This window comes from Modestobacter excelsi (assembly GCF_005930495.1).
Lineage (GTDB): Bacteria > Actinomycetota > Actinomycetes > Mycobacteriales > Geodermatophilaceae > Modestobacter > Modestobacter excelsi.
Map to the genome: position 1 here is coordinate 82,758 of NZ_SJEX01000002.1, position 25,389 is coordinate 108,146.

Consider the following 25,389-nt stretch of genomic DNA (forward strand, 5'->3'; position numbering starts at 1 on the left):
GCCGCGTCCGCACCACCCGCCATCGCGAGGAGAACCGTGAGCCTGCAGCAGACCCCACCCACCGCCAGCCCCGGCGGCGACGTCGGCGCCGTCGTCGTCCTCGCCGCCGGCCAGGGCACCCGGATGCGGTCGGCCACCCCGAAGGTGCTGCACCGGCTCGGTGGCCGCTCGATGCTCGGGCACGTGCTGGCCGCGGCCGCCCCGCTGGGCGCCGCCCGCACCGTCGTCGTCGTCGGTTCCGGCCGCACGGCGGTGACCGAGCACCTGGCCGACGTCGCGCCCGAGGCCGACGCCGTCGTCCAGGAGGAGCAGCTCGGGTCCGGGCACGCCGCCGCGGTCGCGCTCGATGCGCTCGGCGAGGTGCCGGGTGCGGTGCTCATCGTCAACGGCGACGCACCGCTGCTGCGCGCCGAGACGCTGACCACGCTGGTCCAGGCGCACCGCGACGCCGGGGCCGTGCTCACCGTGCTCACCGCCGAGGTGGCCGACCCGACCGGGCTGGGCCGGATCGTCCGCGACGGGAGCGGCGGCGTGCGGGCCATCGTCGAGGAGCGGGACGCCGACGACGCCACCCGCGCCATCGCCGAGGTCAACGCCGGCGTCTACGTCGGGGACGCCGCCGCCGTGCGGGAGGCGCTCACCCGGGTCGGCGCCGCGAACGACCAGGGCGAGGTCTACCTGACCGACGTCCTCGGGCTGCTGGTGGCCGACGGGGCCACGGTGGGCGGCCACCGGGCGGACGACGCCGCGGACACGCTCGGCTGCAACGACCAGCGTGAGCTCGCCGACCGGCGCCGGACGCTGAACGACCGGGTGCTCGACCGGCTCATGCGCGCCGGCGTCGTGGTGGTCGACCCGATGACCACCTGGGTCGACGTCACCGCGGACGTCGCGGCGGAGGCGGTGCTGCAGCCGGGGACCCAGCTGCTGGGCGCCACGACCGTCGGCGCGGGCGCGGTGGTCGGGCCGGACACCACGCTGCTGGACACCGAGGTCGGCGAGGGCGCCTCGGTCGTCCGCTCGCACGTCACGCTGGCGGTGATCGGCCCCGCCGCCAGCGTCGGCCCGTTCAGCTACCTGCGCCCGGGCTCCGAGCTCGCCCGCGGCGCGAAGGTCGGGGCCTTCGTCGAGACCAAGAACGTGCAGGTCGGCGAGGGCGCCAAGGTGCCGCACCTGTCCTACGTCGGTGACGCCACCATCGGTCAGGGGTCGAACGTGGGGGCGGCGACCGTGTTCGTCAACTACGACGGTGTCGCCAAGCACCGCACCGAGATCGGCGACCACGTCCGAATCGGCTCGGACACGATGCTCGTGGCTCCGGTCACCGTGGGGGACGGCGCCTACACCGCCGCCGGATCGGTGATCACCGAGGACGTGCCGCCCGGGGCGATGGCCGTTGCGCGGGCCCACCAGCGGAATGTGGCAGGCTGGGTGAGCCGACGGCGTCCGGGGACGCTCTCGGCAGAGGCCGCCGCGGCGGCCGGTGCTGCACCGGCTGATGACGCAGCGGACACTCGACCTGCACAGTCCGAGGGTGGCCGGCCGACGGCCACCGCGGGGGACGACGACCACCAGGGACGGCGATGAGCGCGATCCGGCAGACCACCAGCAAGAGCCTGATGCTCTTCTCGGGACGGGCCTACCCCGAGCTGACCACCGAGATCGCCGGGCACCTGGGGGTGACCCCCACCCCGACCGCCTCCTACGAGTTCGCCAACGGTGAGCTCTTCGTGCGGTTCGAGGAGTCGGTGCGCGGCTGCGACGCCTTCGTCGTGCAGAGCCACACCGCGCCGATCAACACCTGGCTCATGGAGCAGCTGATCATGGTCGACGCGCTCAAGCGCGCCTCGGCCAAGCGGATCACGGTCGTCGCGCCGTTCTTCCCCTACGCCCGGCAGGACAAGAAGCACCGCGGCCGGGAGCCGATCTCCGCCCGGCTCGTCGCCGACATGTTCAAGACCGCGGGGGCCGACCGGCTCATGGCCGTCGACCTGCACACCGCGCAGATCCAGGGCTTCTTCGACGGCCCGGTCGACCACCTCTTCGCGATGGACCTGCTGATCGAGGACGTCAAGAAGAAGTGGGGCGACCGCGACCTGACCGTCGTCTCGCCGGACTCCGGCCGCGTCCGGGTCTCCGAGCGGTGGAGCGACAAGCTCGGCGGCACGCCGCTGGCCTTCATCCACAAGACGCGGGACATGACCCGGCCCAACGAGGTCGTCGCCAACCGCGTCGTCGGTGACGTCGAGGGCCGGGTCTGCATCCTGGTCGACGACATGATCGACACCGGCGGCACGATCGTGAAGGCGGCCGACACGCTGTTCGCCGCCGGCGCGGCCGACGTGGTCATCGCCGCCACCCACGGCGTGCTCTCCGGCCCGGCCATCGACCGGCTGAAGAACAGCCGGGTGAGCGAGGTGCTGGTCACCAACACGCTGCCCATCGAGCCGGCCCGGCAGTTCGACAAGCTGACCGTGCTCTCCATCGCCCCGCTGCTGGCCCGGGCCATCAAGGCGGTCTTCGAGGACGGCTCGGTGACCAGCCTGTTCGACGGGGCGAGCTAGACCGCGACCCTCCGGGCCGCACCGCGGCCAGGAGCCGTTCCCCGCGTGAGCTGAGCCCCTTCCCGCGGCGGGGTCAGGGACCCTCCGGGCCCCGTGACCCTGCCGCGGACGGACCCACCTGCGGTCTGCGGCGGGAGCCTCCGGCCCCGCGCCTCATCCCGCAGACGCCCTCGCGGGCGACGGGTCCGGGGTTCTCGGCTCGGGACGTCCGCTCCCTCGCTCTTTCGCGCGCGAAAGCGCGCGTGCTCTCGCGCGCGGAAGTGCGCTGGTCCCTCTCGTGTAACCTCGTCCGTGCTGCCCGGCGAGGGAGGCGGTTCGTCCGCGCTCCGTGATCGACGTGCGTCTGCCCTCCAGGGTGTGCCGCGCTCGTGCGCCGGCCGCACAGACCCGATCCACCCTGTTGAGGAGCACATCACCGTGGCTGACTTCCGCCTCGTCGCCGAGCCCCGTACCGAGTTCGGCAAGGGCAGCGCCCGCCGGACCCGTCGGGCCGGGCGCGTCCCCGCCGTCATGTACGGGCACGGCCAGGACGTCGTCCACCTGTCCCTGCCGGCCCGCGAGTTCGCCGCCGCGCTGCGCAACGGTGGCACCAACGTGCTGCTGACCGTCGTCGTGGACGGCAAGGAGCAGCTGGCGCTGACCAAGGCCGTGCAGCGGGACCCGCTGACCCGCGTCCACGAGCACGTCGACCTGCTCGTCGTCCGCCGCGGTGAGATGACCACCGTCGACGTGCCGGTCATCATCGTCGGTGAGCCCGCGCCGGACACGATCAGCAACCACCAGCTGAACACGGTCTCGCTCGAGGCCGACGCCACCAACCTGCCCGAGTCGATCGAGGTCGACATCACCGGCCGCACCGCCGGCAACGGCATCACCGCGGCCGACCTGCCGCTGCCGGCCGGCGCCACGCTGCTGACCGACCCCGAGGCGCTCGTCATCGGCTTCCTCGGTGCGCCGACCGCGGCCGAGCTCGAGGCCGACCTGGGCGACGAGGGCACCGAGGCGCCCGAGGGCGACATCGTCGGCGAGCCGTCCGACCAGGGCAGCGGCGAGTCGATCGAGGCCGCGAACGCCGACGAGGCCTGAGGTCCCCGCTGAGCGAGAGCACGGCCCGCAGGGGCGCCGGTACCGCCGGCGCCCCTGCGGCGTCTCCCGACCCGGTCTCCGAGGGGCCGTTCCTGCTCATCGGCCTGGGGAACCCCGGCCCGGGCTACGCCGGCAACCGGCACAACGTCGGCGCGATGGTGCTGGCCGAGCTCGCCGCCCGCGCCGGCGTGAAGCTGTCCACCGGCAAGGGCCCCCGGGCCCGGGCGTTGTCGGGTGAGGGTCGCCTCGCCGGCCGCCGGGTCGTGCTGGCGCAGCCGCTGACCTACATGAACGAGTCCGGCGGCCCGGTGCGTGGCCTGCTGGACTACCACCACCTCCCGGCCAGCGACCTGGTCGTCGTGCACGACGAGCTGGACATCCCCTTCGAGGCCGTCCGGCTCAAGCGCGGCGGGGGAGAGGGCGGGCACAACGGCCTGCGGTCGATCTCGCGGTCCACCGGCACCCGGGACTACCTGCGGGTGCGGGTGGGCATCGGCCGGCCCCCCGGGCGGCAGGACCCCGCCGACTTCGTGCTCAAGGACTTCTCCGCCACCGAGCGGAAGACCCTCGAGCTGCTGGTCGGCGAGGCCGCCGACGCCACCGAGCTGCTGCTCGAGCGTGGCCTGGAGACCGCCCAGAACGTCGTCCACCCCCGGAGCTGACCGGTCAGCCGGCCGCGGCCTCCGGGGTGTGGGCCCAGGCCTTGACGTAGTCGATCTGGACGCCGCCCGACGTCGACGCGTCCGGGTCCTCGGCCTCGGACTGCATGGACCAGTACATCGGCACCGAGGGGATGGCCAGCGGGTCGGTCGTCGTCCTGCTGCGGCCGTCGAGGGTGAACGTCAGCGAGTCCGGGCGCCACTCGATGACCGCGGTGTGCCAGTCCTGGGGTGACCCCTCGAAGCGCTGCGCCCACTGGTTCACCGACGGCGTCGGGCCGATCTGGTGGGAGAACCCCATGATCCAGTCGCCGGCGTCCAGCCCGGTCTCCGGGAAGTCGATCTCGCCGTCGGTCCAGTCGTTGTCGGCCGGCCAGAGCAGCCAGGAGAAGTGGTACCCCGGGACGACGTCGGCGCGGAAGCGGACCTCGTAGCGTCCGTAGGTCTGCACGTGCGGCACCGGGGTGATCGAGACGACGAGCGCCTCGCCGTCCTCGCTGTGCAGGTCCTCGGTCAGCACCCCGTCGGAGACCGTGACGACGCGGCTGCTGTCGTAGCGACCCGGACCGGTCGTGTCGTGGTACCCGTCGTAGTCCGCCCAGCCGGGGTAGAGGTCGGCGAACTCACCGAGGGCGGCGGGGGTGTCGAAGCCCTGGTCGATCAGGGGCGTCCACTCGCTGCCCGCGGCGGGCGCGGGGGCCGGGTCCGGGGTCGGGCCCGGGTCCGCCGTCGTCGGGTCCGGGTCCGAGGACGTCGGGCCCGCCTCCGTGGGCGTCGTGGTCGGCGTCGTGGTCGGCGTCGTGGTCGGCGTGCTGGCCGTCGGCGTGGGGGTGCTGGTCGCCGCGGCTGAGCCCGGCGACGGCTCCGGCAACGCGGCCCGCGTGCTCTGGGCCGCCGTGGTCAGGGGCACCACCGCCACCAGCAGGGGCACCAGGGCCCAGGGGAGCCGGCGACGTGCACCGGCCGGCCCCGGTCTGCGGGGATCGTCCCCCCGGTCGAGTTCTCCTCCGCGCACCGGTCCCCCTCTCGTCCCCTGCATGCTCGTCCGGCCGCAGCGCGCGGAGAACCGATCGAGGACGTGCTCACCCGGTCGTGTGCCCGGTTCGCCCACGTTCGGGGGAAGGGCGGTCTGCGGCTCCCCGATCGCGGGCCGAAGGCCGCTGCCGGGTGACGCTCCGTGTCCGGTCGGGTGGTCCTTGCCTCCTGGCCTGCCCCTTCGGGTGAAGTCGCGTTGTCCCAGCGGTCACCGACTGTGATGGTCGCTGGGCGTCGTCGCAGGAGGCCGTCCGTCCCGCGGACAGCTCGTCTCCCGGCGACGCGATGACAGTGAGTCACCAACCTGGTCATAGGGGGACACGTTGCTGCTCGAACGAGTTGAGGCCCTGCCCGTCGTCGATCCCGTCGCAGGCGCACTCCGCACCGCGGGGTCGGTCGACCGGCCGCGGCCGGTGCCCACGGCGCGCGACCCCTGGGCCGCCCGGCACCGCCGCCGGCTGGTCGGCGCCGAGGTGGTCCTCGCGGCCGCCGCGGCGCTCATCGTGCTGGCCGCCCACGACGGCGTGGTGCCCCCGGCGGGCGGCCTGTTCTGGGCCAGCGTCTCCCTCGTCCTCGCCTGGCCGGTGCTCCTCGCCGTCACCGGCGCCTACGAGGAGCGCACGTTCGGCATCGGCAGCGACGAGTTCCACCGGATCGGCCGGGCCGGCCTGCTGCTCCTGGCCGGGATGGGCTTCCTCAGCTACGCCGCCGAGCTCGACCTGAGCCGCGGCCTGGTCGTCATCGGCGTCCCGGCGCTGGCCCTGGCCACCGTCGTCGAGCGGTACGGCGCCCGCCACCTGCTGCACCGCCAGCGGCTGCAGGGCCGGTGCGTCAAGCGGGTCGTGGTCGTCGGCCGCGGGGGCGCCGTCCTCGAGCTGGTCGACCGGCTCGCCCGCACCTCGCACGCGGGGCTGCAGGTCGTCGCCGCCTGCGTGACGCCCGACGACCGGGCCCGGGTGGCCCGCGCGGTCGGCCTGCCGGTCTCCGGGCTGGACGACGTGGTCGCCACCGCGGCCCGGATGCGGGCCGACACCATCGCGGTGACCTCGGCCAGCGAGACCGCCGCGCAGTACCTGCGCTCGCTGTCCTGGCAGCTCGAGGGCACCGGCCTGGAGCTGCTCGTGGCGCCCGGCCTGGTCGAGGTCGCCGGCCCGCGGCTGCACATCCGCCCCTTCGACGGGCTGCCGCTGCTGGCGGTCGAGCAGCCGCGGTTCGAGGGCTGGCGGCGGGTGGTGAAGACCGTGCTGGACCGCTCGGTCGCGTTCGGCGCGCTGCTGGTGCTCGCCCCGCTGTTCGGCGCCCTGGCGCTGGCGGTGCGGGTGTCCAGCCCCGGTGGGGTCTTCTACCGGCAGCAGCGGATCGGCCTCAACGGCGAGCCGTTCACGATGCTGAAGTTCCGCAGCATGGTGTCCGGGGCCGACCAGCAGGTGGCGGGGCTCTCCGACGGCAACGACGCCGACGGCCTGCTGTTCAAGATGCGCTCCGACCCGCGGGTGACCCCGGTCGGCCGCTGGTTGCGCCGGTTGTCCCTGGACGAGCTGCCGCAGCTGGTCAACGTGCTCACCGGCACGATGTCCCTGGTGGGCCCGCGCCCCCCGCTGCCTCAGGAGGTGGCCCGCTACGACAGCTCGGTGAGCCGCCGGCTGCTGGTGAAGCCGGGGCTGACCGGTCTCTGGCAGATCTCCGGGCGCAGCGACCTCCCGTGGGAGGAGGCCGTCCGGCTCGACCTGCGGTACGTGGAGAACTGGTCGCTCGCCCTGGACCTGCAGATCCTCTGGAAGACCGCCCGGGCCGTCGCCACTGCCTCCGGGGCCTACTGACCGGAGTCCTCCCTCTGAGTGACGGAGTCAGTCACTTCCGTGACGGCGCGCGTCGGCAGAGCCGATGGTCTCCCCAGCACACGCCGTGGCCCTGGCCTCGCCGTGCCGACCCGCGCTCCGCGGACCCGGCACGCCGACCAGACGCCGGGGACGGACACACGGGGAGAAACGGAGCGGCAGACATGGCACGGAACACGTCCGGGAAGCTGCGCATCGCACTGGTCGGCACGCGCGGGGTCCCGGCGCGGTACGGCGGCTTCGAGACCGCGGTCGAGGAGGTCGGCCGCCGGCTGGCCGACGCCGGCCACGAGGTCGTCGTCTACTGCCGGACGGCGGGCGACGAGCCCCGCCCGCCGACGCACCTGGGCATGCGCCTGGTGCACCTGCCCGCTCTGCGCCGCCGGTCGCTGGAGACGCTGAGCCACACCGGTCTGTCGGTGGCCCACCTGCTGGCCCACCGCGCCGACGCGGCCGTCGTCTTCAACGCGGCCAACGCGCCGTGGCTGCCGCTGCTGCGCGCCGCCGGCATCCCGGTCGCCACCCACGTCGACGGCCTGGAGTGGAAGCGCGCCAAGTGGGGCGGCGCCGGCCAGCGCTACTACCGCGTGGTGGAGGCGCTGTCGGTCCGCTGGTCCGACGCGCTCATCGCCGACGCCCAGGGCATCGCCGACTACTACCGCGACGAGTTCGCCGCCCCGACCGAGCAGATCGCCTACGGCGCGCCCAAGATCGCCGGGGGAGCGTCGGACAAGCTGGCCGACGTCGGTCTGACCCCGCGCGGGTTCCACCTGGTCGTGGCGCGGTTCGAGCCGGAGAACCACGTCCACGTCATCGTCGACGGCTACCGGCGCAGCGGGGCCACGCTGCCCCTGGTCGTGGTCGGCTCGGCCCCCTACGCCGACCAGTACACCCGGCAGGTGCGCGAGCTGGCCGACGACCGGGTCCGCTTCCTCGGCGGCGTCTGGGACCAGGAGCTCCTCGACCAGCTCTACGCCAACTGCGCGACGTACCTGCACGGGCACTCCGTCGGCGGCACCAACCCCTCGCTGCTGCGGGCCATCGGGGCGGGAGCCGCGACGATCGCCTTCGACGTGGCGTTCAACCGCGAGGTCCTGCGGACCAGCGGCCGGTACTTCAGCACCCCCGACGACGTCGCCGTCGAGGTGACGGCGGCTGAGGCCGACCCCGCGGCGGTCCGCCGGGACGGCAACAGCGCCCGGGTCATGGCCGCCCGGTACGACTGGGACGACGTCGCCACCCGGTACGAGGCGCTGTGCACCCGGCTCGCGGCCCGGCAGTTCCCGCGCACCCGCCCCAGCGGACGCCGCCGATACGGGGTGCCGACCGCCCGGACCGAGCAGGCCCCGGTGCTGCCCCCGGCTCCCCGCCGCCGGCTCGGCGAGCCCGCGCTCGCCCCCCTGCGGGTGGCAGTCGGGGCCGACGTGCTCCCGGTCGAGGCACCGACCGCTCGGGCGGCGCAGTCGTGAGCGCCGTCCTGGAGACCGCGCCCCCGCCCCGGCCGCGCCCGGCGGAGACCTTCGGCCAGACCCTGGCCCGGCTCGGCGGTGCGCAGAAGGGCGCGCTCGGCGCGCCCGCCTACTCCCGGTTCGTCAACCGGCGGATGGGCCGGTTCCTGGCAGCCGTGGCCTACCACGCCGGCCTCACCCCGAACGCGGTCACCGGCATCAGCGCCGCCTTCTCCGCCGCCGGCGTCGCCCTGCTCGCGCTCGTCGCGCCGTCCTGGGCGATGGGCGTGGCGGTCGCCGCCTGCCTGGTCGTCGGCTACGCGCTGGACTCCGCGGACGGCCAGCTGGCCCGGCTGCGCGGCGGTGGCTCGCCGGCCGGTGAGTGGCTGGACCACATGGTCGACGCGGCCAAGGCCTCGAGCCTGCACCTCGCGGTGCTGATCGGGCTGTACCGCTTCGGCGACCTGGACTCCCGCGCCTGGCTGCTGGTGCCGCTGGGCTACTGCGTGGTCGATGCCGTCCTCTACTTCGGCACGATGCTCAACGACGCGCTCCGGGCCCAGCACGGGGTGCCCATCCGGTCCCAGCAGCGGGGCGAGCGGGCCGGCGTCCTCCGGTCGCTGCTCGTGCTGCCCACCGACTACGGCCTGCTGTGCTGCGTGTTCGTGCTCTTCGGTGCACCGGCGCTGTTCCTGCCGGTCTACACCCTCCTCCTCGTCGCGATGACGGCCTTCCTGGCCCTCGCGTCGGTCAAGTGGTTCCGCGAGATGGACAGGCTGCCGCGATGAACGTTCCCTCCGACACCCCGGCGGCGCGGTCGCCGCGCCGCCGCACGGCGCTGGCCGCCGTCCTGGCGGTCGTGGCCGCCGCGCTGGCCGTCCTCGCGCTGACCACCGGCGGGTCCGGCGACGACCCGGCCGGCGCCGCGGCGCCCTCGGGTCCGGCGACGGCGACGGGGACGTCGGCGGCGACGGGGACGTCGGCCGCGACGTCCGCCGCGCCGACGAGCGTGGCGCTGGCCCCCGCCGCCGACACCCCCGAGCCGACCGGACCGACCACCGACGCCGACGAACCGCCGCCGAGCCTCGGCCCGGTGCCGCTCGACCAGCCGGCCGCGGTCGGCAACGGGGTCACCGCCGAGGTGGTCTCCCTGGACGCCGTCGACGCCACGGGCGTGGGTCCGGGCAACGTGACCGGTCCCGCGCTGCGGGTCACCGTCGAGCTCACCAACGGCACGGCCGACGCGCTGCCGCTCGGCGGTGTCGCGGTCGACCTGGCCTCCGGGCCCGAGCTGGTGCCCGCCTCGCCGGTCAACGACCCCTCGGCGGCCCCGTTCAGCGGCACCGTCGCCGCCGGTGGGACGGCGCAGGGCGTCTACGTCTTCAGCATCGCCGCCGACGACCGCACCGACGTCACCCTCTCGGTCGGGTACGAGGCGGGGGCGCCGGTCCTCGTCTTCACCGGCGCGGCCTCGTGACCGCGCCGGGAGCGCGGCCCCGCGTCCTGGTGGTCCACCCCGGCGCCGAGCTCTACGGCGCCGACCGGGTGCTGGCCGAGTCGGCGTCGGCGCTGGCCACCCGGTTCGACGTCACCGTCGCGCTGCCCGCTCCCGGACCGCTGGTCGCCGAGCTGGAGGCCCGCGGGCTGCGGGTCGTGCTGTGCCGGATGCCGGTGCTGCGCAACTCCGCACTCCGCCCCCGGGGAGCGCTGCGGCTGCTGGCCGACACGGTGCTCGGCGCGCTGCCGGCGCTCCGGCTGCTGCGCTCGGCCGGCCAGGCCGGGGTCTACGTCAACACCCTCACGCTGCCCTCCTGGCCGCTGCTCGCCCGGCTGGCCGGACGGCGTTCGGTCTGCCACGTGCACGAGGCCGAGCAGTCCGCGCCGCGGCTGCTGCGGGTCGGCATGGCCGTCTGCCCGGCGCTGGCCGATCGCGTGGTCGCCAACAGCCTGTTCTGCCTGGACGTGCTCGCCGAGACGGCCCCGTGGCTGCGCCGGCGCGCGACCGTCGTCTACAACGCCGTCCCGGCTCCCGCCGAGGTCCGGCCGCCCCGCGTGGCGCTGGACGGGCCGGTGCGGCTGCTGTTCGTGGGCCGGCTGTCCCCGCGCAAGGGGCCGCAGGTCGCCGTGGCCACGCTGCAGGAGCTGCTGGCCCGGGGCGTCGACGCCCGGCTGCAGCTGCTCGGTTCGGTGTTCGAGGGCTACGAGTGGTTCCAGGCGGAGCTGCGCGGCACGGTGGCGGCGGCCGGGCTCACCGACCGGGTCGAGTTCCTCGGCTTCCGGTCCGACGTCTGGCCGGTGCTGGCCGACAGCGACGTCGTGCTCGTGCCCTCGGTTCTGGAGGAGTCCTTCGGACTCACCGCCGTCGAGGCCGTGCTCGCCGCCCGGCCGCTCGTGGTGAGCGACGGCAGCGGGCTCCGGGAGGCCGCCGCCGGGTACGCCGGCGCCCAGTCCGTCGCCCCGGGGGACCCCGCGCGGTGGGCGGACGCCGTCCAGCGCGTCGTCACCGGCTGGGACACCTACCGGGCGGCGGCCGCCGCCGACGCCGCCGAGGCCCGCCGCCGGCACGCCCCGCAGCGCTACGCCGAGCAGCTGGTGGCCGTCCTGGGCGCACTGGCCGGACGCCCGACCACCCCTGCCGTCGTCCCTGCACCCCGCCGTCCCGTCGAGGCCGCGGCCGTGTCCGGGGCAGCCCGATGAGCCTGCCCACCACCGACGCCCGGACGCCGCTGCGGGTCCGGCCGGTGCTGATGTACCACTCGATCAGCGTGTCCACCGCGCCCGACCCGCACCGGCTGCGGGTGCACCCGGACCGGCTGGACCGGCACCTGCGGTGGCTCCGCCGGCTCGGCCTGCGGGGCGTCGGCCTCACCGAGCTGCTGCAGGCGCAGGAACGGGGTGAGGCCGGCCGGCTGGTCGCGCTGACCTTCGACGACGGGTACACCGACTTCCTCGAGCACGCGGTGCCGGTGCTCGAGCGGCACGGCATGACCGCCACCCTCTACGTCGTCGCCGGCCGCATGGACGGGGCGAACGAGTGGGACTCCGGTCCGCGGCTGCCGATCATGGGCCCGGACCAGGTGCGGAGGGTCGCCGCCGCCGGGCACGAGGTGGGCAGCCACACGATGACCCATGCCCGGCTCGCCGGCGCGGACCCGGCCACGCTGACCGCCGAGGTGGTCGGCAGCCGACAGGTGCTGCAGGACGTGCTCCAGGACGAGGTGGCCGGCTTCTGCTACCCCTACGGCGCCTACGACGCGGCAGCCGCCGACGCGGTCCAGGCCGCCGGGTACGACAACGGCTGCGTCATCGGCGACTACGCCCCGGGTGACCGGTTCACCGTGCCCCGGTGCTACGTCAGCCCGCAGGACACCGCCGCGCACCTGGTCGCCCGGATGTCCCGCCACCAGCTCCTCCAGCGCGGTCGCTGACCCGACGGCACGAGGCCCGCTCACCCCTCGGGGGGAGCGGGCCTCGCGCGTTCTCCGGCGCTGCCCGTCGGCGGCCCGCGCGGGTGACGCTCGGTTACTCCGACCGGGTGACGGTCGCCGTTGACCTGCGGTTTCGTACCGCATCGAGTGACGCGTTCACCCTGGTCGGGCGCTGATCGTCACGCTTAGTGTTCATCGACTGCGCTGGCCCCGACCGGGTGCCAGGGGGGACGACGAACGGACACGAGCATGAGGGCAAGGACGGCGACCATCGCCGCACGGACCACCGCGGGCGTGGTGGGACTGGCGCTGGCGATCGGCGTGCTGGGCGCAGCGGTACCGGCGGCACACGCCGACTCCGCGCCGGTGGACCCCACCAGCAGCGCGACCCCGAGCACGGTGACCGCGGACGCGCTGCCCACCGTGCAGATCAACGGCGTGGCCTGGGCCCAGGTCGTGGTGGGCAACACCGTCTACGTCGCGGGCAAGTTCACCTCCGCGCGGCCGGCCGGCGCCGCCGCCGGCACGCAGGAGACCGTCCGCAACAACATGCTCGCGTACGACATCCGCACCGGTGCGCTGGTCACCTCCTTCGCGCCGGACCTGAACGCGCAGGCGCTGGCTGTCGCGGCCTCGCCCGACGGCAGCCGGGTCTACGTGGCCGGGGACTTCAGCACGGCCAACGGCCAGACCCGCAAGCGCGTCGCGGCGTACGACACCGCCACCGGCCAGCTCGTCGCCGACTTCAAGCCGAGCGTGACCGGCCAGGTCCGGGCGTTGGCGGTCACCGGTTCCGCGGTCTACCTGGGCGGCAGCATCAGCGCGGTCGGCACGACCAGCCGCACCTCGCTGGCCGCCGTCTCCCCGTCCGGTGCGCTGCTCCCGTGGGCGCCGGTCGCCGGCGCCGCCGCGACCGGCGGCAGCAAGGAGGTCCTCGCCCTGGTGGCCACCAACGGTGGCGCGCAGGTCGTGGCCTCGGGCCGGTTCGCCAGCCTCAACGGTGTCGCGGCCACCGGTGTCGGCGCGCTCGACGCGGCCACCGGTGCGACGCGGCCGTTCGCCGTCAACCGGATCATCACCAACCAGGGGACGAACTCCGCCATCTGGAACCTGTCCACCGACGGGACGACGGTCTTCGGCAGCGGCTACGACTACTACGGCCCGGGCAACCTCGAGGGCACCTTCGCCGCGAAGGCCGACGGCGGCGCGCTCGTCTCGGTGGCCTACTGCCGCGGTGACAACTACTCCAGCTACGCCACCGGTGGCGTGGTCTACATCGCCTCGCACATGCACGACTGCTCCTACGTCGGCGGCTACGGCGACATCGGGCAGTACAAGCGGGCGACCGCCTTCACCGTGGCCGCCACCCGCACGGTCACCGGGAGCACCTTCCGGAACAACAACTGGCTGGGCCAGCCGGCCGGCTCGCTGCTCGACTGGTTCCCGACGATCCCCGCCGGCACCTACACCGGGCAGGACCAGGGCTCCTGGAGCGTCGCCGGCAACACCCAGTACGTCGTCTACGGCGGCGAGTTCCCGTCGGTGAACGGCACCAGGCAGCAGGGCCTGGTCCGCTTCGCCACCGCCGCGATCGCCCCGAACAAGATCGGTCCGGACGCCGCGCTGCTCAAGCCCACGGTGACCGCCGTCGGCGCCGGCGCGGTGCGGGTCGCCTGGACGGCCACCGCCGACCAGGACAACGAGAACCTGACCTACCGGGTCTACCGCGACGGCGCGACCACCCCGTTCTACGAGACCACGCAGGCCTCCACCTGGTGGAACACCCCGGCGATGGTGATCGGTGACACCGGCCTGCCCGCCGGCACGCACACCTACCGCCTGACGGTCACCGACCCGATGGGGAACGTCGCCAGGCCCGCAGCGGTCTCGGTCACCCTCGCCACCGGCGGTGCGGCCCGGCCCTACGCCGACGTCGTCCGGGCCGACGGCGCGACCGACCTCTGGTCGCTGGGGGAGACCTCCGGCACGACCGCCTACGACCTCGAGGGCGCGACCGACATGACCACCGGCACCGCGGTCACCCGCGGCACCGCCGGCGCCCTCTCCGGTGACGCCAACACCGCGTACACCCTCTCCAACAGCACGTCGTCCTTCGCGTCGACGCGCACCGCGGTGGCCGGCCCGCAGACCTTCTCGGTGGAGGCCTGGTTCAAGACGACCTCCAGGACCGGCGGCCGCATCGTCGGCTTCGGCAACTCGACGACCGGCGCCAGCAACCTCTACGACCGGATGGCGTTCCTGGACGCCACCGGCCGGGTCGTCTTCGGTGTGTACAACGGCGCGACCACGGCCGTCACCAGCCCCCTGGCCTACAACGACGGCCGGTGGCACCAGGTCACCGCGACGCTGAGCTCCAACGGCCTGGTGCTGTACATGGACGGCAAGCAGGTCGCCTCGCGCACCGACGCCGTCTCCGCCCAGCCGTACACCGGCTACTGGCGGATCGGGTACGACAACGTCTGGGCCGGCTCCACCACCTTCACCGGCTCGATCGACGAGGTCGCCGTCTACCCGACCGCGCTGACCGCAGCCCAGGTCGCCAGCCACGTCGCCGTCGCCACCACGGGCTCCGCCCGCAACCAGGCGCCGAACGCCGCGTTCACCTCGACCGCGACCTTCCTCGACGCCGGCTTCGACGCCCGCTCCTCCAGCGACACCGACGGCACCGTCGTCGGCTACGCCTGGGACTTCGGCGACGGCACCACCGGCACGGGCCCGACCGCGACGCACGGCTACCGGACCGCCGGCACCTACGCGGTGACCCTCACGGTCACCGACGACGACGGCGCCACGGCGAGGAAGACCGCATCGGTCTCGGTCGTCGCACCGCCGGCCAACGTCGCCCCGACCGCCGCCTTCACCGCGGTGTCCGGAGGGGCCACCGGGTCCTTCGACGCCACGGCGTCCGGCGACACCGACGGCACCATCGCCGGGTACCGCTGGGCCTTCGGTGACGGCGCCACCGGCACCGGGGTCACCGCCTCGCACACCTACGCCCAGGACGGCACCTACACCGTCACCCTCACGGTGACCGACGACGACGGTGCCACCACCAGCACCACGGAGCAGGTCACCATCGTGTCCGGGGTGCTGGCGGCCGACGGCTTCGGCCGGACGGTGACCGGCGGGCTGGGCACGGCCGACACCGGCGGTGTCTGGACCTCCTCCGCGGGTGCCGCCCGCCAGTCGGTGGCCGCGGGCACGGCGACGTTCGCCATGACCAAGGGCACCAACACCGGCTCCTACCTGGGCACGGTGTCGGCCACCAGCTCCGACGTGCAGGCGTCGTTCTCGCTGGCCTCGGTGCCGACCGGCGGTGGCGCGTTCGTCTACGTCACCGCTCGCCAGGTCGGGCTGAACACCTCCTACTCCACGCAGGTCCGGGTGCTGGCCGACGGTTCGGTCGGGGTGTCCCTGGTCCGCTTCGCCGGCACCACCAACGCCGTGCTCATCGGCAAGGAGGTCGTCGTGAAGGGCCTGACCTACACCGCCGGCACCGTGCTCCGGGTCGACGTCCAGGCCGTGGGCACCGCGCCGACCAGCCTGTCGGCCACGGTGTGGGCGGACGGCACGACCCGGCCGACCACACCGACGGTCACCGCCACGGACACCACCGCAGCGCTGCAGGCGCCCGGATCGGTGGGCCTGCTCGGGTACCTCTCCGGCAGCGCGACCAGCCCGGTCGACGTCCGGGTGACCTCGTTCGGGGCCGTCCCGGTCGGCGGCACGCCGGCACCGACGACGCCGACCGCGCCGACGACGCCGACCGAGCCGCCCGCCCCCGTCCCGCCGGTGGCCCCGGCGAACACCGCCCCGACGGCCGCCTTCACCGCGGCCACGGACGCCCTGTCGGTGACCGTCGACGGCTCGGGCTCCACGGACGCCGACGGCACCGTGACCGCCTCCGCCTGGGACTTCGGTGACAACGGCACCGGCACCGGCACCACCGCGTCGCACACCTACGCCGCGGCGGGCAGCTACACCGTCACCCTGACGGTGACCGACGACGACGGCGCCACCGCCCGCACCCAACGGACGGTGACCGTCACCGCCCCGGTCACCCCGGCCCCGCCGGCCGACGTCATCGCCGCCGACGGCTTCGACCGGACCGTCACCGGTGGCCTGGGCACGGCCGAGGACGGCGGCAACTGGACCGTCAGCGCCGGCGCCACGCGGCAGTCGGTGTCGGGGGGCGCCGCGACGTTCGCCCTGACCAAGGGCACGAGCACCGGGTCCTACCTCAGCGGGGTCGCGGAGAGCAGCGTGGACGTGCGGACGGCGCTCTCGCTGTCCGCCGTGCCGACCGGCGGCGGGGCCACGGTCTACGTGGGCGCCCGCCGGGTGGACACCAACGTGGCCTACCAGGGCCGGGTGCGCGTCCTCGCCGACGGCACGGTGGCCGTCGCCCTGGTCAAGCAGGCCGGCACCAGCAACGACGTGCTCATCGGCAAGGAGGTCGTGCTCACGGGCCTGACCTACACGCCGGGCACCGTGCTCGACGTGCGGGTCGTCGCCACCGGCACCGGCGCCACGCAGCTGGCGGCGACGGTGTGGGCGGCCGGCACGACCGAGCCGACCACCCCCACGGTGACCGGGACCGACACGACCGCCGCCCTCCAGGCAGCGGGCTCGGTCGGGCTGACCGCCTACCTGTCGGGCAGCGCCACCTCCCCGGTGGACGTGCGGTTCAGCGAGATCACCGTCACGCCGGTCGCGTGAGCCGACTGCGGGGCCGCGCCGGACGCGGCCCCGCAGGACCCCAGTTCGGGTGACGCCCGGTGCCGCAGCAGCGGCACCGGGCGTTCGCGCGGGGAGGATCAGCACGTGACCGGAGTGGTGCGCCTGCTGCGGCGTCCGGCCACCGGCGCCCTCGCCGGCCAGGTGACGTCCGCCCTGGCCGGGTTCGTGCTGCAGGTCGCCGCGGCCCGGGCGCTGGGCGCCGCGGGCCTGGCCACCTTCTCCTTGGCCTACGGCGCCATCGTGCTGGCCACCGCCGTGTGCAGCGGCCTGGTCGGCGACTCGCTCACCGTCCTGGACCGCCGCGAACCGCGGGTCCGGGCCGGGCTGCACGTGAGCACGGCCCTCGTCTCCGGCGCCGCCGGGCTGGCCGGCGGCGTGCTGGGCGTGGCCACCGGCGTCCTGCCGGCCTGGGCCGGGCTGCTGCTCGGCGCCGCGACGGCGGCCTTCGTGCTCGAGGACACCCTGCGCCGGCTGCTGATGGCCACCGGCCGGTTCTGGTCGCTGCCCGCCGTCGACGTCACCAGCCTCGTCGTCGCCCTCGGGACCCTGCTGGTCGCCGCGGACGCCGGTGGGCTGTCCCTGTCCTCCTTCGTCGTCGCCCTGCTGGCGGGGCAGTCCGCTGCCGCCGTCGTCGCCTGGGTGCTGCTGCCCGCGGCCGAGCGGCCGCGGGGTCCGTGGCGGGACCCGGCGCTGGGGACCGTGTTCGCCTTCGGCAGCTGGCGTGCCGCCGCGCAGACGGTCCGCCCGGCGCTGCTGACCGTGCTGCGGCTGTTCGTCGTCGCCGTCGCCGGCGCGGCGGCCTACGGCCCGCTCGAGGCCGCCCGGGTCTACACGGCGCCGACCCTGGTGCTCGTCGCCGGCCTGGGCACCTTCCTGCTGCCGTACTTCGTCTCGCTGCGCCCGCACGGGCCGGCCGCCGGGCTGCGGGCCGCCGACCGGGCTGCGGCGGGTCTGGCCCTCGCCGTCGGGGTCATCGGGCTGCTCGCCGTGGTCGCGCTGCCCTGGGCGGGTCCGCTGATCACCGGCGGCGACTACCCGGTGCCGGGCGGGGCGGTGGCCGGCTGGTCGGTGTACGCCGTCGCCAGCGCCGTCCTGCTGCCCTACTCCGGGCTCGCCTCGGTGCACGGGGCGCAGCGCCGGGTGCTGGTGCTCCGCGGCTTCGAGTTCGCCTCGCTGGCCGCGGTCGCCCTGCTGCTGCTGGCCGTCGACGGCGGCGTGCCGTGGACGCCGCTGGCACTGACGCTGGGCCCGGTGCTGGCCGCCGCGGCCGTCCGGCGCTCGGTGCTGCGGCCGCTGGCGCGCAGCGCGCCCGTGCCCGCCGTCCGTGCACCGGCCGTCGCATGACCGCGGCACTGACGGCGGCACTGACGGCGGGCACCGGTTTCCCGACCGGCCGGGGGCGGAGCTCCTGGGTCCTCCAGCTGGCGACGCTGCTGATGGTGCTGGGCGCGGTCGACTGGCGCCGCGGTGCCTACTTCGCCGGCTCGGTGGACCCGGTCGTGCTCAGCAAGGCGCTGGTCGCCGGGCTCGGCCTGCTGCTGGCCTTCGGGCTGGCCTCCGCCGGGCGCGGTCACCGGCTCGGCACGCTGTCGGTGTGGTGGCTGGCGATCGTGCTGGGCAGCTCGGTCTGGGGCGCGCTGACCGCGGGCAAGCTGCTCGGTGGCGGGGTGATGGCCGTCCGGGTGGCCGTGCTCGGCGCCACCGTGTTCTTCCTGCTCCGGGCAGCACCGTCGCTGGAGGTGCTGCGCCGGACGGCCTGGGCGTGCGGCGCCGTCGCGGTGCTCGCCTCGCTGACCGGCCTGCCCGCGATGACCGACGGCCGGCTGGCCGGCGGCCTGCCGGCGATGGACCCCAACGCGCTGGCACTGCTGGCCGGCATCCCGCTGGTCTTCCTGGCCTGGCGCACCGTGCTCGGCGAGGCCAGCTGGGGCATGGCCGTCGGCGGCTGCTGCCTCCTCGCCGTGCTGTGGCTCACCGGGTCGCGCACGGCCCTGCTCATGCTGCTCGTCGGCGTCGCCGCGATGGCGGTGCAGGTCCGCCGGCCCCGGGTCGGGCTGGTCGTCGGCGTGCTGGTGCTCGGCGCGCTGGGCGCGGTCGGCGCGGTCGCCACCGGCGTGCTGTCCAGCTTCGCGGAGCGCGGCGGGGACGGCACCAGCACGCTGGGCTCCCGCTTCATCGCCTGGCGGGCCGCCCTGACCTGGGCGGACTCCACCTGGCAGGCCGTCTTCGGTGGCGGTCTCAACATCAAGATCATCCGCGTGACGGGGCAGTACTGGGAGACCCAGCCGCTGGACAGCAGCTGGGCGTCCCTCCTCGTGCAGACCGGCGTCCTCGGCCTGCTCGTCGCCGCCGGCTGGGTGTGCTGGGTGGCCCGCGGCGCGCTGCGCGCCCCGTACCCGCACCGGGTCCTCTTCGTCGGGCTCTGGGTCTTCCTGGTCGGCCGCAGCCTGCTGGAGAGCGGGCTGTTCGACGCCAGCCCGGCCTTCCTGCTCTTCCTCTCCGTGTCGCTGCTGGCCGAGGGCGCCTCCCGCCAGCGGCTGCGGGACGAGCTCGGCGACGCCTCGCCCGTCCCCGCTCTCCAGCGCTGACCCGCCGGGCCCCCGCCCGGCAGGCGCCTGACGCGAGGGTCACTCCTGGCGGGTCGCGCCCTGGAGCCCGGGGAGTGACCGGCCCTGGACGCAGCACAGCCCGGACGGTCAGCGGACCGTCCGGGCTGTGGTGGGGGAGCGGTGGCTCAGGGGCGCGACGCCGGGACGGCGTCCCGCGGAGCCGGCGTCCGCGCGCGGATCAGCTGGGCCGGCACGCTCGCCGGAGCCGGCAGGGGTGCGGACCGCGGGACCGCCCCGGCACGGGCGGCCCGGCGCCGGGGCGCGGGCTGCAGGACCACCGAGAGGACCCGGACACCGGCGGCGTCCAGGACCGAGCGCAGCTCGTGCAGGTCGGCCCGGTCGGTACGGCCGGGCGCGACGACGAGGACGACGCCCGCGTGGCCCTGGGTGGTCCGCCGCCACTCGCGCAGCGAGGCCTGCGGCGAACCGACCCGGAACTGCACGCCGACCCGCCCGGAGGCGTCGGTGAGCGGGGCCGGCGCCGTGCCGAGCACCTCGACCGGGACCTCCCAGGCGGTCAGCTCCGCGGCGACCTGGTCGACGACCGCGGCGGCAGCCGCCGGGTCGTCGTCGGAGGGCGAGAGCGCGACCACCCGGACGAGCTGGTGCTCGGCCATCGGCTCGAGCTGGCGGGCGAGCGAGGTGGTGGGCCGGTGCGCCCGCAGCGCCCGGCCGGCCGGCGCGGCGTGCACCTGCAGCTGGTCGGCGCCGGCGCCCCAGGCGGCCCGGACGTCGTCCTCGCTGTGCACCCGGGTGTCCAGCCGGCTGCGGACGACGGCGGCCGCGGCACCGAGCGCCAGGCCGACGACCAGACCCAGCGGCAGCAGCAGCGCCGGCAGCGGGGAGACCGGGGAGGTCGGCACGGTCGCGGGGTTGGTGACGGTCAGGCTGACCGGGGACGCGCCGTCCCCGGGCTGCTCCAGCTCCTCCACCGCGGTCCCGAAGCGCTCGGCGACGGCGTTGGCGATCCGGGCGGCCCGGCCGGCGTCGTGGTCCCTGACGGCGATCTCGATCTGCGAGGTGTCGGCCGGGTTCGTGGCGCTGACCTGCTTGCGGAGGTCGGAGAAGGAGTCGGCCAGGCCCAGCTCGTCGATCACCGGGGCGAGGACGGTGCGGCTGTCGGCGACCTGCGGGTAGCTGGTCACCCGCTGGTTGACGAACTGCGAGCCGCTGGTGCTGTCGTCGACGCTGGCCACGAAGACCTGGGCCGTCGCCTCGTAGGTCGGCGGGGTGACCAGCACGATGCCGAGCGCGACCAGCAGGCCGGCCAGGGCCACCCCGAGCCACGTCGTCCAGTACCGGCGCAGGGCCACCCAGTAGTCCTGCAGTTCCATGTCGCCGTCTCCCTGTCCACGCCCGTCGGGCACGAGGTCGCGCGCGGGCGCAGCGCCCGCGCGTCCTGGTCCTCTGCGTGCAGGCTAAGGCGCTGACCAGGCCGGATGCGGTCCCGAGCCGGCTGCCTCACCCGATGGAGAGGGGCCCGCGCCGCCCGCTCGCGGTACCGGTCTGCGGCGCTCCCGGCCGGCCGCGGGCGCCAGGCCCACCGATCAGGTCACCGGCCCCGCCCCATCGGGTGAACCTGCCCGTCGGCTCTCACGCTCGGTCACCGGATCTGCCTAGCGTGGCCCTGCGAGCCCGGCCGGACGGCGATGTCCGCCCGGTCCAGTCACGGAGCGTGTCGGTCAGTCGAGGAGAGTGCACGATGTCCAGGTCCACCACAGGCGGTGCCGTCCGGCCCGTCGTCGGCTACGCGCCGGGCGCGTACGACCTCTTCCACGTCGGCCACCTGAACGTCCTCAAGCACGCCGCGGCCCACTGCGACCGGCTGGTCGTCGGGGTGGTCTCCGACGAGGTGCTGCTGCAGACCAAGGGCCGGCTGCCGGTCGTGCCGCTGGTCGAGCGCATGGAGATCGTCCGCAACCTGCGCTTCGTCGACGACGTGCACGCCGAGGTCGTCCCGGAGAAGATCGACACCTGGCGGGAGGTCCGGTTCGACGTCCTCTTCAAGGGCGACGACTGGCGGGGCACCGCCAAGGGCGACAAGCTCGAGCGCGACTTCGCCGCCGTGGGCGTGGAGGTCCAGTACTTCCCGTACACGATGCACACCTCGAGCACGATCCTGCGCAAGGCGCTGGCGGCCATCACCGCCGAGCCGGCGCTGGCCGCCCGCGCCTGACCCGGTCGGCCGCGTCCAGAGGCTCGTCCCGAGCCTGCGAGGGATGAGAGGGACGCGGTCCTTCATCTAACCTGGGAAGCGGCCCCCGCGCGCACCCGGCGCGTCGTGCGTGGCCCCCAGGAGCAGGAGTGGCCTCCGTGAGCTTGCGCGGCGTGCTCGACGTCGTCCTGACCGACCCCGGCATGGCGCAGGTGGTCGCCCAGGCCGGCTCCGCCGAGCTGGCCGTCACCGCCGCACCGCCGGTCCAGCCGCTGGTCGCCGCGGCACTGGCCGCGGGCGGGCGGGGACCTGACGGCGCAGCCGGCGTGCCCGTGCTGGTGGTCACCGCCGGGGAGCGGGACGCCGACGCGGTGGCCGCGGTGCTCCGCTGCCTCGTCCCCGACCACCGGGTGGAGGTCTTCCCGGCGTGGGAGACCCTGCCGCACGAGCGGCTCAGCCCGCGGGCGGACACCGTCGGCCGGCGGCTGGCCGTGCTGCGCGACCTCACCCAGCCCGAGCAGGGGTCGGCGGTCGACGTCGTCGTCGCGCCGGTGCGCAGCGTGCTGCAGCCGCTCGCGCCCGGCCTCGGCGACCTGGTGCCCGTGGAGCTCGCGCCGGGCCAGTCCGCGGACCTCGAGGACGTCGCCCGGGCGCTGGCCGACGCGGCCTACACCCGGGTCGAGCTGGTCGAGAAGCGCGGTGAGTTCGCCGTCCGCGGTGGCCTGCTCGACGTCTTCCCGCCCACCGAGCCGCACCCGGTGCGGGTGGAGTTCTGGGGCGACGAGGTCGACGAGCTGCGGTACTTCTCCGCCGCCGACCAGCGGTCGCTCGACGAGCGGCCGGAGCGGCTGTGGGCTCCGCCGTGCCGGGAGCTGCTGCTCACCGAGGAGGTGCGGGCCCGCGCCACCCAGCTCGGCGTCGACCACCCGGAGCTGGCCGAGGTCACCGGCAAGCTCGCCGAGGGCATCGCCGTGGAGGGCATGGAGTCCCTGATCCCGGCCCTGATCGGCGGGCAGCAGATGCAGCTGCTCACCGACCTGGTGCCCCGCGGCACGCACGTGCTGGTCCTCGACCCGGAGCGGGTGCGCAGCCGCGCGGCGGACCTGGTGCGCACCGCCGAGGAGTTCCTCGCCGCGTCCTGGCAGACCGCCGCCGAGGCCGGCCAGGCGCCGATCGACCTGGGCGCGTCGTCCTTCCGCGACCTGGAGGACGTCGCCGACGCCGCCCGGGCCCGGGGCCTGCCGTGGTGGACCACCGGGGTGTTCACTCTGCTGCCCGACGACGACGCCACCCACCTGACGCTGGACGCCACCGGTGTGGAGAAGTTCCACGGCGACCAGGAGCGTGCCATCGACCAGCTGCGGAGGTGGGGCCGCGACGGCTGGCGGGTCGTGCTCACCTTCGCCGGCCCGGGCCCCGCGCAGCGCGCCGCCGACCAGCTCACCGAGCACGACCTCGGCGCCCGGCTGGTGCCCGGCATCGAGGGCGCACCCGAGGCCGGGCCGACGCTGATCACCCAGGGCAACCTCGAGTCCGGCTTCGCCTTCCCCGGCGTCCGGCTGGCACTGGTCACCGAGGGCGACCTCACCGGCCAGCGCGGCACCTCGATGAAGGACGCCACCAAGATGCCGGCCCGCCGCCGGAACGCCGTCGACCTGGTGCAGCTGCAGCCCGGTGACCTCGTGGTGCACGAGCAGCACGGCGTCGGCCGCTACGTGGAGATGGTCAGCCGCACCGTGCACGGCGGGCAGCGCGACTACCTGATCGTCGAGTACGCGCCCGGCAAGCGGAACCAGCCGCCGGACCGGCTGTTCGTGCCCACCGACTCCCTCGACCAGCTCACCCGCTACGTCGGCGGGGAGGCGCCTGCGCTGTCCAAGCTGGGCGGCGCGGACTGGCAGAAGACCAAGAACCAGGCGCGCAAGGCGGTCAAGCAGATCGCCGCGGAGCTGATCCGGCTGTACTCGGCGCGGATGGCGAGCAAGGGCCACGCCTTCGGCCCGGACACCGTCTGGCAGCGCGAGCTCGAGGACGCCTTCCCGTTCCAGGAGACCCCCGACCAGCTGGCGGCGATCGACGAGGTCAAGGCCGACATGTCCCAGCCGGTGCCGATGGACCGGATCATCTGCGGCGACGTCGGCTACGGCAAGACCGAGATCGCGATCCGCGCGGCGTTCAAGGCGGTGCAGGACGGCAAGCAGGTCGGCGTCCTGGTGCCGACGACGCTGCTGGCCAACCAGCACTTCAAGACGTTCTCCGAGCGGATGGCGCAGTTCCCGGTGACGGTGGCGGTGCTGTCCCGCTTCCAGTCGAAGACGGAGTCCGACGAGACGCTGCGCAAGCTCGCCGCCGGGGAGGTCGACATCCTGGTCGGCACCCACCGGCTGCTGCAGCCGACCACCCGGTTCAAGGACCTCGGGCTGGTGATCGTCGACGAGGAGCAGCGCTTCGGCGTCGAGCACAAGGAGTACCTGAAGACCATGCGGACGGCGGTCGACGTCCTGTCGATGTCGGCCACCCCGATCCCGCGCACCCTGGAGATGAGCCTCACCGGCATCCGCGAGATGTCGACGATCCTCACCCCGCCGGAGGAGCGGCACCCGGTGCTGACCTACGTCGGCGCCTGGGACGACAAGCAGATGGCCGCCGCGATCCGCCGCGAGCTGCTCCGCGACGGCCAGGTGTTCGTCATCCACAACCGGGTGCAGTCCATCGACAAGGCCGCGGCCAAGATCCGCAACCTGGTGCCCGAGGCGCGGGTCGCGGTCGGCCACGGGCAGATGCACGAGCACGAGCTCGAGAAGGTCATGGTCGGCTTCTGGGAGAAGGAGTTCGACGTCCTGGTCGCCACCACGATCGTCGAGTCCGGGCTGGACATCCCGAACGCCAACACGCTGATCGTCGACCGGGCCGACACCTTCGGCCTGTCCCAGCTGCACCAGATCCGCGGCCGGGTGGGCCGCGGCCGGGAGCGCGCCTACGCCTACTTCACCTACGACCCCTCCCGGCCGCTGACCGAGACCTCGGTCGACCGGCTCACCACGATCGCGCACAACACCGACCTCGGCGCCGGCATGGCCGTGGCGATGAAGGACCTGGAGATCCGCGGGTCGGGCAACCTGCTCGGCGGGGAGCAGTCCGGGCACATCGCCGGCGTCGGCTTCGACCTCTACGTCCGGCTCGTGGGCGAGGCGGTCAGCGACTACCGCGCCCAGGCGACGGGGGAGTCCCCGGCGGTCGAGCCGGCCGAGGTGCGGGTCGACCTCCCGGTCGACGCCCACCTGCCGCACGACTACGTGCCCGGTGAACGGCTGCGGATGGAGGCCTACCGCAAGGTGGCCTCTGTCCAGGACGACGAGCAGGCGCAGGCGGTGCTCGACGAGCTGACCGACCGCTACGGCGCCCCGCCGGCACCGGTGCTCAACCTGCTGGCGGTGGCCCGGTTCCGCGCGGCCATGCGGGCGCTCGGCGTCACCGAGATCTCGATGCAGGGCCGCAACATCCGGGTCGGTCCGCTGGAGCTGCGCGAGTCGCAGGTGATGAAGCTGTCCCGGCTCGCCGAGGGCGCCACCTACAAGGCGGCGGTGCGCACGGTGTCGATCAAGGTGCCGATGGGTCCGGACCGGCGGACGCCGCTGCGGGACGTCGCGCTGCTGGAGAAGCTGCACACCCTGCTGTCCGCCGTCCTCCAGCAGCCCCAGGAGGCCACCGTCCTCCCCGCCCTTCGCTAGCTCAGGACGGGCCCCTGGACGGGCCGAAGGCCACGACCGGCGCGGGCCTGCGACGCGGGTCACAGCCGTGTGGCA

At 74.9% G+C, this 25,389-nt stretch carries 17 protein-coding genes; 15 read left to right on the forward strand and 2 right to left on the reverse strand.

What is annotated here, in order from left to right; all coding sequences use genetic code 11:
- The first annotated feature begins 36 nt into the window (after positions 1-36).
- The 4 genes from glmU (at position 37) to pth (ending at position 4,312) form a co-directional block, all read left to right on the forward strand.
- Positions 37-1,587, forward strand: coding sequence for a bifunctional UDP-N-acetylglucosamine diphosphorylase/glucosamine-1-phosphate N-acetyltransferase GlmU (glmU, locus tag FHL80_RS01520; protein ID WP_138731706.1), 1,551 nt, complete (start codon positions 37-39; stop codon positions 1,585-1,587).
- Entirely contained in the window at positions 1,584-2,564 is a 981-nt protein-coding gene (locus FHL80_RS01525) for a ribose-phosphate diphosphokinase (protein ID WP_138731707.1), read from the forward strand. The genes glmU and FHL80_RS01525 overlap by 4 nt, the downstream gene beginning before the upstream one ends.
- A 417-nt stretch (positions 2,565-2,981) precedes the next feature.
- Positions 2,982-3,650 (forward strand): 50S ribosomal protein L25/general stress protein Ctc, encoded by a 669-nt coding sequence (locus FHL80_RS01530; protein WP_138731708.1) that lies wholly within the window; start codon positions 2,982-2,984, stop codon positions 3,648-3,650.
- 104 nt (positions 3,651-3,754) lie between these two features.
- On the forward strand, positions 3,755-4,312 hold the full coding sequence (gene pth / locus FHL80_RS01535; RefSeq protein WP_246078390.1) for an aminoacyl-tRNA hydrolase: 558 nt from the start codon (positions 3,755-3,757) through the stop codon (positions 4,310-4,312).
- A 4-nt stretch (positions 4,313-4,316) separates the two neighbouring features.
- Here the strand turns inward: pth and FHL80_RS01540 are convergent, their stop codons facing one another.
- A complete protein-coding gene (locus tag FHL80_RS01540) occupies positions 4,317-5,240 on the reverse strand; it encodes a glycoside hydrolase family 16 protein (RefSeq protein ID WP_138731710.1) in 924 nt (307 codons plus the stop codon).
- A 427-nt stretch (positions 5,241-5,667) separates the two neighbouring features.
- Here FHL80_RS01540 and FHL80_RS01545 point away from each other — a divergent pair, with 427 nt between their 5' ends.
- The 9 genes from FHL80_RS01545 to FHL80_RS01585 all read left to right on the forward strand — a co-directional run bounded on the left by FHL80_RS01545 (position 5,668) and on the right by FHL80_RS01585 (position 19,407).
- Positions 5,668-7,164 (forward strand): sugar transferase, encoded by a 1,497-nt coding sequence (locus FHL80_RS01545; protein ID WP_138731711.1) that lies wholly within the window; start codon positions 5,668-5,670, stop codon positions 7,162-7,164.
- Between the two features lie 182 nt (positions 7,165-7,346).
- Positions 7,347-8,651, forward strand: coding sequence for a DUF1972 domain-containing protein (locus tag FHL80_RS01550; protein ID WP_138731712.1), 1,305 nt, complete (start codon positions 7,347-7,349; stop codon positions 8,649-8,651).
- Positions 8,648-9,418 (forward strand): CDP-alcohol phosphatidyltransferase family protein, encoded by a 771-nt coding sequence (locus tag FHL80_RS01555; RefSeq protein ID WP_138731713.1) that lies wholly within the window; start codon positions 8,648-8,650, stop codon positions 9,416-9,418. Before FHL80_RS01550 ends, FHL80_RS01555 begins: the two co-directional genes overlap by 4 nt.
- Positions 9,415-10,107 carry a hypothetical protein gene (locus tag FHL80_RS01560; RefSeq protein ID WP_138731714.1) on the forward strand — a complete coding sequence of 231 codons (693 nt, stop codon included), beginning with the start codon at positions 9,415-9,417 and terminating at the stop codon, positions 10,105-10,107. Before FHL80_RS01555 ends, FHL80_RS01560 begins: the two co-directional genes overlap by 4 nt.
- Positions 10,104-11,327, forward strand: a complete 1,224-nt coding sequence (locus FHL80_RS01565) for a glycosyltransferase (protein ID WP_138731715.1) — start codon at positions 10,104-10,106, stop codon at positions 11,325-11,327. The genes FHL80_RS01560 and FHL80_RS01565 overlap by 4 nt, the downstream gene beginning before the upstream one ends.
- Complete coding sequence (locus tag FHL80_RS01570; RefSeq protein WP_138731716.1) at positions 11,324-12,058, forward strand: polysaccharide deacetylase family protein; 735 nt, start codon at positions 11,324-11,326, stop codon at positions 12,056-12,058. The genes FHL80_RS01565 and FHL80_RS01570 overlap by 4 nt, the downstream gene beginning before the upstream one ends.
- Positions 12,059-12,307: 249 nt before the next feature.
- A complete protein-coding gene (locus tag FHL80_RS01575) occupies positions 12,308-16,798 on the forward strand; it encodes a PKD domain-containing protein (RefSeq protein ID WP_138731717.1) in 4,491 nt (1,496 codons plus the stop codon).
- Positions 16,799-16,903: 105 nt separating this feature from the next.
- Positions 16,904-18,163 (forward strand): MATE family efflux transporter, encoded by a 1,260-nt coding sequence (locus tag FHL80_RS01580; protein WP_138731718.1) that lies wholly within the window; start codon positions 16,904-16,906, stop codon positions 18,161-18,163.
- Positions 18,160-19,407, forward strand: a complete 1,248-nt coding sequence (locus tag FHL80_RS01585; RefSeq protein WP_246078383.1) for an O-antigen ligase family protein — start codon at positions 18,160-18,162, stop codon at positions 19,405-19,407. Before FHL80_RS01580 ends, FHL80_RS01585 begins: the two co-directional genes overlap by 4 nt.
- A gap of 146 nt (positions 19,408-19,553) precedes the next feature.
- Here FHL80_RS01585 and FHL80_RS01590 read toward each other — a convergent pair whose 3' ends face one another.
- Positions 19,554-20,762, reverse strand: coding sequence for a YveK family protein (locus FHL80_RS01590; protein ID WP_138731719.1), 1,209 nt, complete (start codon positions 20,760-20,762; stop codon positions 19,554-19,556).
- A gap of 368 nt (positions 20,763-21,130) precedes the next feature.
- Between FHL80_RS01590 and FHL80_RS01595 the strand changes: the two genes are divergently transcribed.
- Both FHL80_RS01595 and mfd read left to right on the forward strand, forming a co-directional pair.
- Positions 21,131-21,604, forward strand: coding sequence for an FAD synthase family protein (locus tag FHL80_RS01595; protein WP_138731720.1), 474 nt, complete (start codon positions 21,131-21,133; stop codon positions 21,602-21,604).
- Positions 21,605-21,741: 137 nt separating this feature from the next.
- A complete protein-coding gene (mfd, locus tag FHL80_RS01600) occupies positions 21,742-25,314 on the forward strand; it encodes a transcription-repair coupling factor (RefSeq protein WP_216870337.1) in 3,573 nt (1,190 codons plus the stop codon).
- Positions 25,315-25,389: the final 75 nt, after the last annotated feature.

What these genes read in the sequence shown, in the direction of transcription:
- FHL80_RS01525 (WP_138731707.1), top strand. Translation starts at nt 1,584, where the DNA reads ATGAGCGCGATCCGGCAGACCACCAGCAAGAGCCTGATGCTCTTCTCG.
- FHL80_RS01550 (WP_138731712.1), top strand. Translation starts at nt 7,347, where the DNA reads ATGGCACGGAACACGTCCGGGAAGCTGCGCATCGCACTGGTCGGCACG.
- FHL80_RS01560 (WP_138731714.1), top strand. Translation starts at nt 9,415, where the DNA reads ATGAACGTTCCCTCCGACACCCCGGCGGCGCGGTCGCCGCGCCGCCGC.
- FHL80_RS01570 (WP_138731716.1), top strand. Translation starts at nt 11,324, where the DNA reads ATGAGCCTGCCCACCACCGACGCCCGGACGCCGCTGCGGGTCCGGCCG.
- FHL80_RS01575 (WP_138731717.1), top strand. Translation starts at nt 12,308, where the DNA reads ATGAGGGCAAGGACGGCGACCATCGCCGCACGGACCACCGCGGGCGTG.
- FHL80_RS01585 (WP_246078383.1), top strand. Translation starts at nt 18,160, where the DNA reads ATGACCGCGGCACTGACGGCGGCACTGACGGCGGGCACCGGTTTCCCG.
- FHL80_RS01590 (WP_138731719.1), bottom strand. Translation starts at nt 20,762, where the DNA reads ATGGAACTGCAGGACTACTGGGTGGCCCTGCGCCGGTACTGGACGACG.
- FHL80_RS01595 (WP_138731720.1), top strand. Translation starts at nt 21,131, where the DNA reads ATGTCCAGGTCCACCACAGGCGGTGCCGTCCGGCCCGTCGTCGGCTAC.